General features: G+C 72.4%; 11 protein-coding genes. 10 read left to right on the top strand and 1 reads right to left on the bottom strand.

All coding sequences use genetic code 11. The features are described from left to right. Nucleotides 1-401: 401 nt before the first annotated feature. The 3 genes from OG524_RS14425 to OG524_RS14415 all read left to right on the top strand — a co-directional run bounded on the left by OG524_RS14425 (nt 402) and on the right by OG524_RS14415 (nt 6,248). The gene (locus OG524_RS14425; RefSeq protein WP_014046372.1) at nt 402-665 is read left to right on the top strand and encodes a WhiB family transcriptional regulator; all 264 of its coding nucleotides are present in this window, start codon (nt 402-404) and stop codon (nt 663-665) included. Between the two features lie 262 nt (nt 666-927). Then, nucleotides 928-4,719 (top strand): glycosyltransferase, encoded by a 3,792-nt coding sequence (locus tag OG524_RS14420; protein WP_405390416.1) that lies wholly within the window; start codon nt 928-930, stop codon nt 4,717-4,719. After that, nucleotides 4,716-6,248, top strand: coding sequence for a DUF5719 family protein (locus OG524_RS14415; RefSeq protein ID WP_405810523.1), 1,533 nt, complete (start codon nt 4,716-4,718; stop codon nt 6,246-6,248). Before OG524_RS14420 ends, OG524_RS14415 begins: the two co-directional genes overlap by 4 nt. Nucleotides 6,249-6,303: 55 nt before the next feature. Here OG524_RS14415 and OG524_RS14410 read toward each other — a convergent pair whose 3' ends face one another. Further along, on the bottom strand, nt 6,304-6,735 hold the full coding sequence (locus OG524_RS14410) for a metallopeptidase family protein (RefSeq protein WP_405393198.1): 432 nt from the start codon (nt 6,733-6,735) through the stop codon (nt 6,304-6,306). Between the two features lie 321 nt (nt 6,736-7,056). On the opposite strand from OG524_RS14410, the gene OG524_RS14405 reads away from it, so the two are divergent. The 7 genes from OG524_RS14405 (at nt 7,057) to ahcY (ending at nt 14,976) form a co-directional block, all read left to right on the top strand. Continuing rightward, nucleotides 7,057-7,434: a DUF3499 domain-containing protein gene (locus OG524_RS14405; RefSeq protein ID WP_405390418.1), complete on the top strand. Its 378-nt coding sequence runs from the start codon at nt 7,057-7,059 to the stop codon at nt 7,432-7,434. 122 nt (nt 7,435-7,556) lie between these two features. Further along, nucleotides 7,557-8,924 carry a phosphomannomutase/phosphoglucomutase gene (locus OG524_RS14400; protein WP_405390419.1) on the top strand — a complete coding sequence of 456 codons (1,368 nt, stop codon included), beginning with the start codon at nt 7,557-7,559 and terminating at the stop codon, nt 8,922-8,924. A gap of 242 nt (nt 8,925-9,166) precedes the next feature. Beyond that, nucleotides 9,167-9,349 (top strand): Trm112 family protein, encoded by a 183-nt coding sequence (locus OG524_RS14395; protein WP_015577430.1) that lies wholly within the window; start codon nt 9,167-9,169, stop codon nt 9,347-9,349. A gap of 63 nt (nt 9,350-9,412) precedes the next feature. Then, the gene (locus OG524_RS14390) at nt 9,413-10,549 is read left to right on the top strand and encodes an SIS domain-containing protein (RefSeq protein WP_405810520.1); all 1,137 of its coding nucleotides are present in this window, start codon (nt 9,413-9,415) and stop codon (nt 10,547-10,549) included. A gap of 94 nt (nt 10,550-10,643) precedes the next feature. Beyond that, complete coding sequence (gene manA, locus OG524_RS14385; protein WP_405390421.1) at nt 10,644-11,891, top strand: mannose-6-phosphate isomerase, class I; 1,248 nt, start codon at nt 10,644-10,646, stop codon at nt 11,889-11,891. 86 nt (nt 11,892-11,977) lie between these two features. Further along, nucleotides 11,978-13,036: a cation diffusion facilitator family transporter gene (locus OG524_RS14380; protein WP_405810518.1), complete on the top strand. Its 1,059-nt coding sequence runs from the start codon at nt 11,978-11,980 to the stop codon at nt 13,034-13,036. Between the two features lie 482 nt (nt 13,037-13,518). Then, nucleotides 13,519-14,976: an adenosylhomocysteinase gene (gene ahcY / locus OG524_RS14375; protein WP_405390423.1), complete on the top strand. Its 1,458-nt coding sequence runs from the start codon at nt 13,519-13,521 to the stop codon at nt 14,974-14,976. Nucleotides 14,977-15,094: the final 118 nt, after the last annotated feature.

Genomic DNA, 15,094 nt, shown 5'->3' with positions numbered 1-15,094 from the left:
GGCGGCAATCTTTCACTCCATCCGGTTGTCCACGTTGGAGAAAGGTTTTGGCGGTTACGGGCGAGGCAAAGTGGCGCAACAGCCGTGTCCGTAAACGCGCCGGGAAGTCTGTGACCCGACTGTGATCTTGGTCGCTTCGGTGATCGAATCGAAACATGGGGGCGGCCCCGGCCGTCTCACCCGGTGGGATGCGGCACGTGGCGAGGTCGAAGGTATATGTCAGGTTTTTGGTGATTTGAGCACTTTCCGCATACGCTTGGTTCCGCAGAGTGAATACCGAGGCCAATAGCAGATCTTCGCTTGACTGGCCCAGAGCTACACACTTGTAATTTCACTCGTGTTGTTCGGTGCATCAGTAACGGCCGCATCACGGGGACGCAAGAGACAGACGAGGGGCGCACATGACCGAGCTGTTCCAGCAACTGCTGGTCGAGGACGCGGACGAGGAACTCGGCTGGCAGGAGCGCGCACTGTGCGCCCAGACAGACCCCGAGTCCTTCTTCCCGGAGAAGGGCGGCTCCACCCGCGAGGCGAAGAAGGTCTGCCTCGCCTGTGAAGTCCGTTCCGAATGCCTTGAGTACGCCCTCGCCAACGACGAACGGTTCGGTATCTGGGGCGGCCTCTCCGAGCGTGAGCGGCGCCGTCTCAAGAAGGCCGCCATCTGACCCACCACGTGCCCGGACCCCCGGGAGCGCCGATGGCCCGTGGTCCGGACCCCCTGCACGGGGTCCGGACCACGGGCCATCGGCATGTCCGGATGCCTTCGCCTCCCGCCGTTCAACCGCTCGGCGCGGGGCGCACATCCGTACCGTTAGTGTGGGGCCCCGTCCGAGAGACGCGCCAACGCCCCGCCGGGGCGCGCGTGTACACCGATGCAGCCCCCGGGGGGACGCCCCCTCCGGACCCGGCCGGAGGGCCCGTACCTCGATGTCCGTGCACAGCCACTCGGCGGCGCCGAACGCGGCCGCCGCCGCCCCTGAGTTCCCCCGGCACGTCGTCACCGCCGTGCTCGTCTCCCACGACGGCGCACGCTGGCTGCCCGATGTGCTCGCCGGTCTGCTCGGGCAGGAACGCCCCGTACAGAACGTCGTCGCCGCCGACACGGGCAGCGCCGACGACTCCGCGCGCCTGGTCACCGAGGCGCTCGGCGGCGAGCGCGTGCTGCACCTCGCGCGCCGTACGAACTTCGGCAGCGCCGTCGACGAGGCGATCCGCACAGCCGGCGTCCTCGGCCCCGACGACCTGCCGTACCTGAAGCGCCCGAGCGGCTGGGACCCGGCCACCCGGACCTGGCGTGACGACGCGTACGACCTGCCGGAACTCCCGCACGGCGAACCCGTCCAGTGGCTCTGGCTGCTGCACGACGACAGCGCACCCGAGCCGGACGCGCTCGCCGAGATGCTGCGCGTCGTCGACAACGACAAGCACGCCGCGATCGTGGGACCGAAACTGCGCGGCTGGTACGACCGCAAGCAGCTACTCGAGGTCGGCGTCTCCATCGCGAACAGCGGACGCCGCTGGACCGGTCTCGACCGGCGCGAACAGGACCAGGGCCAGCACGACCAGGTCCGTACGGTGCTCTCCGTCTCCTCCGCGGGCATGCTCATCCGCCGCGACATCTGGGAGGAGCTCGGCGGCTTCGACCGCAGACTCCCGCTGATGCGTGACGACGTCGACCTCTGCTGGCGCGCCCACATGGCCGGCCACCGGGTCCTCGTCGCGCCCGACGCGGTCCTGCGGCATGCCGAGGCCTCCGCCAGGGAACGCCGTCCCATCGACTGCGCAGGACGCTCAGTCTCCAGCCCGCACCGCGTCGACAAGGCGGGCGCCGTCTACACGATGCTCGTCAACGCCCGCGGCAAGCAGCTGCCCTGGGCCCTGGTCCGTCTCGTCCTCGGCACCCTGCTCCGCACCCTCGCCTATCTCGTCGGCAAGGTCCCCGGGCAGGCGCTCGACGAGGTCGCCGGGCTCCTCGGCACCCTGCTGCGCCCGGGCAGGATCATCGCCGGGCGCCGCGCACGGGGCAAGGGAGCCGTGGACGCCGCCGAGCTGCGCTCCCTCTTCCCGCCGCCGGGCGCCACCGTCCGCGCGACCGTCGAACAGATCGCGGGCAACTTCGGCAACCGCACCGACTCCGACTCCGGCGGCTCCCGCCATGGAGTCGTCGAGTCCGGACCCGGCGGTGACGACGCCGACTTCCTGGAGATCGAACAGTTCGCACGGCTCAAGCGGATCGGCCGCAAGCCCGGCCCGGTCCTCTTCGCGCTCCTGCTCCTCGTCTCCCTGGTCGCCTGCCGCAGCCTCCTCGGCGGCGGCGCACTCGCGGGCGGCGCGCTGCTGCCCGCGCCCGCCGACGTCTCCGACCTCTGGGGACGCTACGCGGACGGCTGGCATCCGGTCGGTACCGGTGGCACCCAGACCGCGCCGCCCTACCTCGGCGTGATCGCCGCGCTGTCGGCGCTGTTCCTCGGCTCCACGGGCCTGGCCCTCACCGTGCTGCTGGTCTGCTCGGTCCCGCTCGCCGGGCTCACCGCCTACTTCGCCTCCCGGCCCCTCATCGAGTCGCGGCTCCTGCGGGCCTGGGCGAGCGTCGCGTACGCCTTCCTGCCCGCCGCGACCGGAGCGCTGGCCACCGGCCGCCTCGGCACCGCCGTGCTGGCCGTCCTGCTCCCGCCGATCGCCCGCGCGGCCGTCGCCGCGCACGGGATGCGCGGTGGCAGCGACGGCGCGCGCGGCACCTGGCGCGCGACCTGGGCGTACACCCTGCTGCTCACCTTCACGACGGCGTTCACCCCGATCGTCTGGCCGCTCGCCGTGGTCCTCGGCATCGGAGTGCTGGTGCTGCGCCGGGGCGACATCGTCGCGTACGGACTGCGCTTCCTGGCCACCGTGGGCACCCCGATGCTGGTCCTCGCACCCTGGTCGCTGTCCCTGCTGACCAACCCGTCCGGCTTCCTGAAGGAGGCCGGCCTGGACACCGGTACGGGTACGGCGACCGCGCTCGACCTGCTCGGCATCAGCCCCGGCGGTCCCAAGGCGGCGGGTGGCGTCCTGCTGCTGGGCATCGTGCTGGCGGCGCTGGCAGCACTGCTGCGCGGGGAGCGGCAGTTCGCGATCCGTGCGGCCTGGGCCGCCGCGCTCGTCGGCCTGTTCTTCGCGGGTCTCTCCAACGGCTCCACCTGGGCGGGCCCCGCCACCCTCGTCTACGGCATCGCGCTGATCGGCGCCGCCGTGCTCGGCGCCGACGGCGCCCGGGTGCGGGTCACCGCGCTCAGCTTCGGCTGGCGCCAGCCGGTCGCCGCACTGATCGCCCTGGCCGCCGCTGCCGCGCCCGCGCTGGCCGCCGCCGGCTGGATGATCGGCGGCGCGGCCGGACCGCTGGAGCGCCGCGACGCGGTGCAGGTACCCGCCTTCGTCGCGGAGGAGAGCGTCACCCGGGACCAGCCGCGCACCCTGGTACTCGGCGGTTCCTCACCGGCCGCCGTCTCGTACAGCCTGGTCCGCGGCTCGGGTGCCCGCCTCGGCGACGCCGAGCTCACCGAGGCGGGCGGCAGCAACGCCCACCTCGACAAGGTCGTCGGCAACCTGGTCGCCGGCTCCGGCGCCGACCAGGGAAGCCAGCTGAGCGGTTTCGCGATCCGCTACGTCCTCGTACGGGACGGGGCACCGCGGCAGATGAGCAGGGTGCTCGACTCGACGCCCGGTCTCAGCCGGCTCAGCCAGCTGGACGGCAGCGCCCTGTGGCGCGTCGACCGGCAGGTCTCGCGCCTCATGATCGTGCCGTCCGGCGAGAGCGCCGAGCCCGTGCCCGTCGGCTCGCTGCCCGTCGAGGCGCACACGAAGATCCCGGAGGGCGGATCGGGCCGGGTGCTGCGGATCGCCGACGGCGCGGACCCGCGCTGGCAGGCCACGCTGAACGGCAAGGCGCTGACGCCGAAGACCGTGGACGGCTGGGCGCAGGGCTTCACGCTCCCCGCCGAGGGCGGCACGCTGGACCTCACGTACGACACCCCGGTCACGCACACCGCGTGGATCTGGACGCAGATGGCCCTCGGAGTCGTCCTGGTGGTCATGGCCCTGCCGGGCCGCCGCCGGGAGATCGACGACGACCTGCCCGAGGAGCCCGAGACGGTTCCGGCCGAGCCGGTGGCCGGCGAGGGACGCCGTGCGCGCAGGCTGCGCGCGGCGGCCCAGGCGGAGGCGGTGACGGCGGGGGAGGACGGCCAGGAGGCCGGGTACGCGCCCCCCTCCGGTGGCCAGGACGGCACTCCTCCCACCCCGGACGTCCCCGAACCGGCGGCTGTGCCGGGCGGGTACATCCCGGCCCAGCAGGACAGCGAACCGTACGCGGCGGCCCCGGACGACCAGGAAGGCACCGGCACCTACGCGGCGGTCCCGCAGCAGAACTACGGGGAGTGGGACGCGCAGCAGTACCAGGGCGCCGGCTACGGGCAGTACCAGGGCGGCCAGGACGCCGGGCAGTACCAGGACGGCCAGGACGCCGGGCAATACCAGGACGGCCAGTACCACCAGGCCGACCCGTACCAGCACGACCCCTACCAGCAGCAGGGCGCCTACGACCCGTACGGCTACCCCCAGCAGCAGCCCTACGCCCCCGGGACGGGCGAAGCCGCCCCGTACGACGGGCACGAAGAGAACACAGCCCCGGGCCAGGGCCCGTGGCCGACCGGCAACGCATCGCGAGGCGAGTCCGAGTGAAGTCCACCCCCCTGTCCCTCATCGCGGGCGCAGTCGCCCTCGCCGCCGTCACCGGATTCGCCGCGCTCACCGCGCCCGGCGACGGGGAGGCACCGGAGGCGAAGGCCGCGGCCCGGCTCCCCGTCGAGCGCACCAGCCTGCTCTGCCCGGCGCCCAGCAGCTCCGACCTGGCGGACACGACGTACACGTCCTTCACCCCGGCGGGGGAGAGCGGCGGTGACGCCGGTACCGCCGAGCTGAAGCCGTCCGTGCCGCTCCCGTCGGACGAGGACGACGCGGCGGCCGACAAGGACAAGGACGACGAGAAGGAGGAGGAGAAGAAGCCGGCGGCCGACAAGCCCGTCATCACGCTCAAGGACGCCGGGAAGCCGGCCACGGCCGACACCTCCAAGTCCGACGCCCCGGCACTCATCGGTACCGCCACCGGCCGGCTGGCCCCGGGCTGGACGGCCCAGCAGACCACCACGACCGCGGCGGGCGAGGCCCGCGGCCTCCTCGGTGTCAGCTGCACGGCCCCGGACACGGACTTCTGGTTCCCGGGCGCCGGCACGGCGGCGACGCGGCAGGACTACGTCCATCTCACCAACCCCGACGACACGGCGGCGGTCGCGGACATCGAGCTGTTCGGTCCCGAGGGTGCCCTCGCGTCGGACACCGGCGAGGGGATCACGGTGCCGGCCAGGTCGAGCGTCGCGCTGCTGATCTCGACCCTGACCACCGAGGCAGTCGACGACGTGACCGTCCACGTCACCACCCGGACGGGACGCGTCGGGGCGGTCGTCCGGGTCGCCGAGAACGACGCGGGCAGCGACTGGCTGACCGTGTCCGCCGACCCGGCGCAGACCCTGGTCCTGCCCGGCATCCCGGCCGACGCCACGTCCGTACAGCTGGTGGCCTTCGCACCCGGTGAGGACGACGCCGACGTGAAGGTCCAGCTCATGGGGAAGAACGCGACGTTCTCACCGGCCGGCAACGACACCCTGCACATCAAGTCGCAGATGACCGCGAGCGTCGACCTCAAGAACGTCACCCGCGGGGAGCCCGGCTCGATCCGGCTGTCCCCGGTCGAGGGCGAGGGCACGCCGGTCGTCGCCGCGCTGCGCGTGGTGCGCGGCAAGGGCGACAAGCAGGAGATCGCGTACATCCCCGCGACCGCGCCGGTGGGCGACCGGGCGAGCGTGGCCGACAACCGGGCGAAGGGCTCGGTCCTCTCCCTGACCGCGCCGGGCAGCACGGCCAAGGTCGAGGTGACCGCGTCCGCGGGCAGCGAGGGCGGTGAGAAGACCGTCAAGACGTACACCGTCAAGGGCGGTACGACGCTGGAGGTCACCCCCGAGGTCCCGTCCGGGCTCAAGGGCGGTTACGCGCTGACGGTGAAGACGCAGTCGGGCGGCCCCGTCCACGCGGCCCGCACACTCACGGTCACCGAGGGCGGCATCGAGATGTTCACCGTCCAGACGCTGCCCGACGACGGCGGCACGGTCGAGGTGCCCGTGGCGGAGCAGGACCTCTCCGTCCTGGACGACTGAGGCCCGCCGCGCCGTGGGCGGCCGGGCCGTCCGGTCCGCCCGCGGCGTGCGCCGCTCAGTCCTGGCCGTAGCGCGGGTCGACCGACTCGGGTGACAGGCCCAGCAGTTCCGCGACCTGCTCCACCACGACCTCGTGCACCAGCAGGGCGCGCTCGTCGCGGCTCTTGGTGCGGATCTCGACGGGGCGCCGGTAGACGACGATCTGCGCGGGCTGTCCCTTCACGGCGGACACCGCACTGCCCAGCGGCACGGTCTCCTCCGGGGACCTCGGCACGTCGAGGACCAGGAAGTCGACCTCCGCCAGCTGCGGCCAGCGCCGTTCCAGTCGCTCCACCGAGTCCTGGACCAGATCGCGGAAGTTCTCCGCCCTGCTGACCGACAGCGGCACCTGGGGCGGGGCGACCGGCCCGCGCATGCCGCGGCCGTGGCGGTCGCGACGGCGGGGCTGCGGCTCGGACGGGTGGGGCGGCGGTACGGGACTGTCCATCACCGACGCAGCGTAACGCTCCTCCGGCCGCCCCGATCACGGCTCCTCCGCAGGTCGGCCTGATGTCCGCACGTGAACATTCCGGCCATGGACGAGTCCGGTTCAGGCCCCGCTCCGACCGTTGATGCTCCGTCGGACGACTGTGTGTGGTCCCCCGGGAGACCGGTACGGAGGCCCGACCAAGGAGCGCGGCACGGCTGCCGCGCAGGTCAGGACAACTGCGGGAGAACCCCTTCGGCCAGGGGCCACGGGGCGACACGAGGGGGTGACCTGAGGGAGGGTCGTCGCAGCCCGCTCAAGAGTGCGGTACCGTCCAACATCGTGAGCCCTGTACGTCGCTGTTCGCGAACCGCGTGCGGCCGTCCCGCCGTCGCGACACTGACGTACGTCTATGCCGACTCGACCGCGGTCCTCGGCCCGCTCGCCACCTATGCCGAGCCCCACTGCTACGACCTCTGCGCCGAGCACGGTGAGCGCCTCACCGCGCCACGAGGCTGGGAGGTCGTCCGGCTCTCCGACCCCTCGGCTCCCACACGTCCCAGCGGTGACGACCTCGAAGCGCTCGCCAACGCCGTGCGCGAAGCGGCCCGGCCGCACGACCGGGGACCCGGCACCCCTGGCCGGGGACCGCGCGCCGCGGACCCGGTGGAGGTCGCACGCCGCGTCCACCTGCGGGTGCTGCGCTCCCCGGACTCCTGACCGGCGCCTCCCTGACCGCTGCCCTCCTGACCGGCGCCCCCTGGGGTGAACGCTCCACCGACGGGCGGTGTGCGCACGCCCGGTAGTTTGGGCGGTCCGCAGAGATCCCAGGAGGACCGGCCGTGGTTGCTGACCTGTCGCAGCTCGTAAAGGCGTACGACGTGCGTGGAGTCGTGCCCGACCAGTGGGACGAGCCGCTCGCCGAACTGTTCGGCGCCGCCTTCGTCCAGGTCACCGACGCGGACGCGATCGTCGTCGGCCACGACATGCGGCCCTCCTCGCCCGGCCTGTCCAGGGCCTTCGCCCGGGGTGCGACGGCCCGCGGTGCCGACGTGACGCTGATCGGGCTCTGCTCGACGGACCAGCTGTACTACGCCTCCGGGGCGCTGGACCTGCCCGGGGCGATGTTCACGGCGTCGCACAACCCGGCCCGGTACAACGGCATCAAGATGTGCCGCGCCGGAGCGGCGCCCGTCGGCCAGGACACCGGACTCTCCGAGATCCGCACCCTGGCCGAGCAGTGGTCCGAGCACGGCGCACCGGCCACGACCGCCACCACACCCGGCACGGTCAGCGAACGGGACACCCTCACCGACTACGCCGCGCACCTGCTGGGCCTCGTCGACCTCTCCGGGATCCGCCCCCTCAAGGTCGTCGTGGACGCGGGCAACGGCATGGGCGGCCACACCGTCCCCACCGTCTTCGCCGGCCTCCCGCTCGACCTCGTACCCCTGTACTTCGAGCTGGACGGCACCTTCCCGAACCACGAGGCCAACCCCCTCGACCCGAAGAACATCGTCGATCTCCAGGCCCGCGTCATCGCCGAGGGGGCCGACCTCGGCCTCGCCTTCGACGGCGACGCGGACCGTTGCTTCGTCGTGGACGAGCGGGGCGCGGGCGTGTCACCGTCCGCGATCACGGCCCTGGTCGCCGCCCGCGAGCTCGCCCGCAACGGCGGCAAGGGCACCGTCATCCACAACCTGATCACTTCCTGGTCGGTCCCCGAGGTCGTCCGGGAGAACGGCGGAAGCCCCGTCCGCACCCGGGTCGGCCACTCCTTCATCAAGGCGGAGATGGCCGAGCACGGCGCGATCTTCGGCGGCGAGCACTCCGCGCACTACTACTTCCGGGACTTCTGGAACGCCGACACCGGCATGCTCGCCGCCCTGCACGTCCTGGCGGCGCTCGGCGGGCAGGAGGGCCCGCTCTCCGGACTCGTCGACCGCTACGACCGCTACGCGGGCTCCGGGGAGATCAATTCCACCGTCGCCGACCAGGCGGACCGGCTCGCGGCGATCAGGGCGGCCTACGGGAGCCGCGACGACATCACCCTCGACGAGCTCGACGGACTCACGGCGACCGGCGAGGACTGGTGGTTCAACCTCCGCCCCTCCAACACCGAGCCGTTGCTGCGCCTGAACGTCGAGGCCCGCGACGAGAAGACGATGGAGGCGGTACGGGACGAGGTCCTGGCCGTGGTCCGCGCCTAGGTACTGGTGGCACCCCCTGCGCCTGGGGGTACTGGGGCACCCCTGGCACACACCGCCTGTCCCCACCGCGTACCGCGCGGCCCGTACCCGCCGCGCACCAGGGGGACCGGCACATGCACGGCCGGGCGGGGCCTGCCGGGCCGCGCCCCTGTCGGCCCGGCGGTAGGCTGACGACGCCCCAGCTCCGCGGACCCGAACCGGCCCGCACCGATCCTGACCGCATGCTCGAAGGGACCCACCCCATGCCGCTCGAAGCCGGCCTCCTGGAGATCCTCGCCTGCCCGGCCTGCCACGCAGGGCTCGACGACCGGTCCGCGGCCGAAAGCCCCGAGCTGGTCTGCACCGGCACGGACTGCGGTCTGGCCTACCCGGTACGGGACGGCATCCCGGTGCTGCTCGTCGACGAGGCCCGCCGCCCCGCATGACCTCGGGACGCACGCACCCCGCATCCCGCACCTGATCAGCACGGTGATCGGAGGCCCACCGCCATGCTCGACGAGTCGTTGCTCGACGCCCCGGAAGCCCTGGCCCGAGCCGACCGGCGCGGTCTGCTCCGCGGCGCCGCCGAGGCCGGGGCCCGCGTACGTACCGCCGCCCGGCACGCCGCCGAGGCGGGCATCGGCGGCCTGACCCCCGAGGGCCGGCCCCGTGCCGTGCTGGTCGCGGGGCCCGGTACCGCCGCGTCCGGCGTCGCCGACCTGATCGGCGCCCTCGCGGGCGCCGCCTCGCCCGTCGTCCCGATCCGCCCCACCGGAGTCGCGGCAGCCGCCGGAGCCCTCCGCTGGATGCTGCCCGGATGGGCCGGATCCGTCGACCTGCTGCTCATCGCCACGGCCGACGGGTCGGAGCCCGGCCTGGCCCTGCTCGCCGGGCAGGCCTACCGCCGCGGCTGCACGGTCGTCGCCGTCGCCCCCGTCAGGTCGCCGCTGCGCGAGGCCGTCGACGGCGTCCACGGACTCGTCGTACCGATGGCCGCCGCCCCGCACGGGGAGTACGACGCCGAGACCTCGGCCGCGGGCCCCGGCACGCTCTGGGCGCTGCTCACCCCGCTGCTGGCCCTGCTGGACCGGATGGGCATGGTCGACGCGCCCCCCGAGGCGTTGGCGAAGGTCGCCGACCGGCTCGACCGCACCGCCGAACGCTGCGGTCCGGTCATCGCCACCTACAGCAACCCGGCCAAGACCCTCGCCGCGGAACTCGCCGACAGCCTGCCCCTCGTCTGGACGGAGGGCGACGTGGCCGGTCCGGTCGGACGCCGGTTCGCCGCCGTACTGGCGGAGCTCGCCGGCCGTCCCGCCCTCGTCAAGGAGCTCCCCGAGGCGCTGCCCTCCCACGGGACGCTGCTCGCCGGGGCGTTCGCCGCGGCGGCCGACCCCGACGCCTTCTTCCGCGACCGGGTGGACGAGCCCGAAGCGATGCGGGCCCGCGTCGTCCTGCTCCGCGACCGGCCCACCGGCGGCCTCACCGCGGGGCCGGCCGCCCGCGAACTGGCCCTCAGCCACGACACGGCCATCAGCGAACTCGAACCCGAGGAGGGCAGCGAACTCGAAGCACTCGCCGAGCTCCTCGCGGTCACCGACTTCGCCGCCGTCTACCTCTCCCTGGCCGCCGACAACCGGGCGTGACGACGGGGCTTTCCGCGCCGTTTCCCTCCCCGTTCCCTCAGCCTGTTTCCCTGTCCGGCACACCGCCCCGCGCATCCCACGAGGACGAACTTCCATGGACCGGCTCTCCAACACCGTGCGCCCCTACGCCTGGGGCTCCACCACGGCCATCCCCGAACTGCTCGGCGTCGCCCCCACGGGCGAACCGCAGGCCGAGATGTGGATGGGAGCCCACCCGGGAGCCCCTTCCCGCCTCACCCGCCCCACAGCGCCGGCCACCGGAGGCACCGGGGCCGCCGCGGGGCAGGCCGGTACGGAGGCTGTCGCGGGGCGGGCGGGTACCGAGGCCGCCGCCGAGCGGTCCCTCACCGACGTCATCGCGGCGGACCCCGAACGCGAGCTGGGCCCGGCGGCCGTACGCACCTTCGGCCCCCGCCTTCCCTTCCTGCTCAAGCTCCTCGCGGCAGGCGCCCCGCTCTCCCTCCAGGTCCACCCCGACCTCGCCCAGGCACAGCAGGGGTACACGGACGAGGAGCGCAGGGGCGTCCCGATCGACGCGCCCCGGCGCACGTACAAGGACGCCAACCACAAACCCGAGCTGATCTGCGCCCTCACCCCCTTCGACGGCCTGTGCGGCTTCCGCAGGCCCGCCGAGGCGGCCGACGCGATAGCCGCCCTCGGCGTCGACTCCCTGAAGCCGTACGTGGACCTGCTCCGCGCCCGCCCCGAAGAGGCTGCGCTGCGCGAGGTCCTCACGGCGATCCTCTCCGCCGACCCGGCCGAGACGGCCCACACGGTCGACGAGGCGGCCGAGGCCGCCGAACGTCTCGGCGGCGCCCACGCCCCGTACGCGCGGATCGCCCACCACTACCCCGGCGACCCTGGCGTCATCGCGGCCATGCTGCTGAACTACGTACAACTGCAGCCCGGCGAGGCCATGTTCCTCGGGTCCGGCGTCCCGCACGCCTACCTCGGGGGTCTCGGCGTCGAGATCATGGCCAACTCCGACAACGTGCTGCGCTGCGGGCTGACCCCCAAGCACGTCGACGTACCCGAGCTGCTGCGCATCGTCCGCTTCGAGGCCACCGAGCCCGGCATCCTGCGGCCCGAGGCCTCACCCACCGGCGAAGAGGTGTACGAGACGCCGGTCGACGAATTCCGGCTGTCGCGCTACGTCCTGGCGTCCGGCGGATCACCCGTCGACCTGACGGCGGCCACCCCGCAGATCCTGCTCTGCACGGCCGGTGCTCCCCAGGCCGGGGACATCACCCTCGCACCAGGCGAATCCGTGTTCGTCCCGGCGGACGAATCGGTCGAAGTGACCGGTACGGGCACACTCTTCCGCTCCACCGTGGTGGTCTGACGTACCGTCCGCATCAACGGCTGCAACAATGTCCGGCCGTACCGCGGCGCCGTGCCGCAGCACCGACGAAGGGACACCAGGCACCCATGAGCGCGTCAGGCGGAACCAAGGCGATCGTGGCGGCACTCGCCGCCAACCTCGCCATCGCAGTGGCCAAATTCGTGGCGTTCCTCTTCAGTGGCTCGTCGTCGATGCTCGCGGAGAGCGTCCACTCGCTCGCGGACTCCGGCAACCAGGGCCTGCTGCTGCTCGGCGGCAAGAAGGCCCAGCGCGAGGCGACCCCCCAGCACCCCTTCGGCTACGGACGCGAGCGCTACATCTACGCGTTCCTCGTCTCCATCGTGCTGTTCTCGGTCGGTGGCATGTTCGCGATCTACGAGGGCTACGAGAAGATCAAGCACCCGCACGAGATCGAGGCCTGGTACTGGCCGGTCGGCGTGCTGGTCTTCGCGATCATCGCCGAGAGCTTCTCCTTCCGTACGGCGATCGTGGAGTCCAACCTGACCCGCGGCAAGCTCTCCTGGACGCAGTTCGTCCGCCGCGCCAAGGCCCCCGAGCTGCCCGTCGTCCTGCTTGAGGACCTCGGTGCGCTCGTCGGCCTGATCCTGGCTCTCGCAGGCGTCAGCCTGGCCCTGGGCACCGGCAACGGCGTGTGGGACGGCATCGGCACCCTCTGCATCGGCATCCTGCTTATCGTCATCGCGATCGTCCTCGCCGCGGAGACGAAGTCGCTGCTGCTCGGTGAGGCGGCCGGGGTCGACGACGTCGAGAAGATCAAGGGCGCGGTGGTCGACGGGGACACCGTCACCCGCATCATCCACATGCGTACGCTCCACCTCGGCCCGGAGGAGCTGCTGGTCGCCGCCAAGATCGCGGTCCGGAGCGACGAGTCGGCCGCCGAGGTCGCCGCCGCCATCAACGCGGCGGAGGACCGGATCCGTACGGCCGTCCCGATCGCCCGGGTCATCTACCTGGAGCCCGACATCTACGACGAGGAAGCGGCCGCGGCCGGCACCAACCCGGGCAGAACCCCGGGCGGCGCTTCGGAGTCCCCGGAGTCTGCGGGGTCCGCGGGGTCCGCGGGGTCCGCGGGGTCCGCGGAGTCTGCGGAGTCTGCGGGGTCCGCGGAGGCATCGGGCGCCTAGGGCCCTACGGGGGGCACGGGCGTCAGGGGCGCCTCGTGTTCCGCGGGCCGGCAGCGCGGGCGCCTCGGGTTCCACGGATGCCACGGGCGTCGCGGGTGCCTCGGGTTCCACGGACTCCCTGGATCGAATCTGCGGGCCTTTCACGGCTCCTGGGACGCCTCGGACCCGGCTTCGCCGACCTCTCAGGCCTCGCCCGACCCACCGGCCGGATCCGGCCACCGACCCGCTGAGCTTCGGCCCCGAACGGCCCTGTGAGCGACCCCGATGCCCGGACGGGCTGGGGCCCACTGGGCCGTTCGGTGTAGATTCGTCGCAGTACCAGACGTCGCTGCTGATGGCGGTCGATCGGCTCGCAGGCGCGGGCCGGCCGAGGGAGAGAGGGCCTCCGACGGACTGCACTGCGATGACCCGGGCATTCCTGTGTCCGCGCCGCCGCAGAGCCAGCCAGCCCACCCTCGACCCATCACGAGGAGCAGCCCGTTATGACGACGGCCGCCAATCGCCAGGACTTCAAGGTCGCCGACCTCTCCCTCGCCCCCTTCGGGCGCAAGGAGATCACCCTCGCCGAGCACGAGATGCCCGGCCTGATGTCGATCCGCAAGGAGTACGCCGCCACTCAGCCGCTGGCCGGTGCGCGTGTCACCGGCTCGCTGCACATGACGGTGCAGACCGCGGTGCTCATCGAGACCCTCGTCGCCCTGGGCGCCGAGGTTCGCTGGGCCTCCTGCAACATCTTCTCCACCCAGGACCACGCGGCCGCCGCCATCGCGGTCGGCCCGAACGGCACCCCGGACGCCCCCGCCGGCGTCCCGGTCTTCGCCTGGAAGGGCGAGAGCCTGGAGGAGTACTGGTGGTGCACGGAGCAGGCTCTGACCTGGCCCAACACCCCCACCGGTGGCCCGAACATGATCCTCGACGACGGTGGTGACGCGACCCTCCTCGTCCACAAGGGCGTCGAGTTCGAGAAGGCGGGCGCCGCACCGGACCCGTCGACCGCGGACAGCGAGGAGTACGCGTACATCCTCACCCTGCTGAACCGCACCCTCGGTGAGTCCCCGCAGAAGTGGACGCAGCTCGCGTCCGAGATCCGCGGTGTCACCGAGGAGACCACGACCGGTGTGCACCGGCTGTACGAGATGCACCGCGACGGCACCCTCCTGTTCCCGGCGATCAACGTCAACGACGCTGTCACCAAGTCGAAGTTCGACAACAAGTACGGCTGCCGCCACTCGCTGATCGACGGCATCAACCGCGCCACCGACGTCCTGATCGGCGGCAAGACCGCCGTCGTCTGCGGCTACGGCGACGTGGGCAAGGGTTGTGCGGAGTCCCTCCGCGGCCAGGGTGCCCGAGTGATCATCACCGAGATCGACCCGATCTGCGCGCTGCAGGCGGCGATGGACGGCTACCAGGTCGCCACGCTCGACGACGTCGTGGAGACCGCCGACATCTTCGTCACCACGACGGGCAACAAGGACATCATCATGGCCGGCGACATGGCCCGGATGAAGCACCAGGCCATCGTCGGGAACATCGGCCACTTCGACAACGAGATCGACATGGCCGGCCTGGCGAAGATCGACGGCATCGTCAAGGACGAGGTCAAGCCGCAGGTCCACACCTGGACGTTCACCGACGGCAAGGTCCTGATCGTGCTGTCGGAGGGCCGTCTGCTGAACCTGGGCAACGCCACCGGCCACCCCTCGTTCGTCATGTCCAACTCGTTCGCGGACCAGACCCTGGCCCAGATCGAGCTGTTCACGAAGCCCGAGGCGTACCCGACCGATGTCTACGTGCTGCCCAAGCACCTGGACGAGAAGGTCGCCCGACTCCACCTCGACGCGCTGGGTGTGAGGCTCACGACGCTGCGCCAGGAGCAGGCCGACTACATCGGTGTCCCGGTCGAGGGCCCGTACAAGTCCGACCTCTACCGCTACTGAGCCGCCCGCCGGCCATCCGGCCGGCGCTGACTCAGCAGCAGCACGTACGAGCGCAGGCCCCCGCACCCCCGTGCCGGGGGCCTGCGCTCGTACCGCAACCGCACAGCCCGAGGAACCC

Source organism: Streptomyces sp. NBC_01520, from assembly GCF_045040375.1.
Lineage (GTDB): Bacteria > Actinomycetota > Actinomycetes > Streptomycetales > Streptomycetaceae > Streptomyces.
Note: the sequence above shows the minus strand (reverse complement) of the source record. Positions and strands in the feature narration are given on the sequence as shown.

Excerpts from the sequence above, each read along its gene's own strand:
- OG524_RS14425 (WP_014046372.1), top strand. The coding sequence starts at position 402 with ATGACCGAGCTGTTCCAGCAACTGCTGGTCGAGGACGCGGACGAGGAA.
- OG524_RS14420 (WP_405390416.1), top strand. The coding sequence starts at position 928 with ATGTCCGTGCACAGCCACTCGGCGGCGCCGAACGCGGCCGCCGCCGCC.
- OG524_RS14410 (WP_405393198.1), bottom strand. The coding sequence starts at position 6,735 with ATGGACAGTCCCGTACCGCCGCCCCACCCGTCCGAGCCGCAGCCCCGC.
- OG524_RS14395 (WP_015577430.1), top strand. The coding sequence starts at position 9,167 with ATGCCGCTCGAAGCCGGCCTCCTGGAGATCCTCGCCTGCCCGGCCTGC.
- OG524_RS14390 (WP_405810520.1), top strand. The coding sequence starts at position 9,413 with ATGCTCGACGAGTCGTTGCTCGACGCCCCGGAAGCCCTGGCCCGAGCC.
- manA (WP_405390421.1), top strand. The coding sequence starts at position 10,644 with ATGGACCGGCTCTCCAACACCGTGCGCCCCTACGCCTGGGGCTCCACC.
- OG524_RS14380 (WP_405810518.1), top strand. The coding sequence starts at position 11,978 with ATGAGCGCGTCAGGCGGAACCAAGGCGATCGTGGCGGCACTCGCCGCC.
- ahcY (WP_405390423.1), top strand. The coding sequence starts at position 13,519 with ATGACGACGGCCGCCAATCGCCAGGACTTCAAGGTCGCCGACCTCTCC.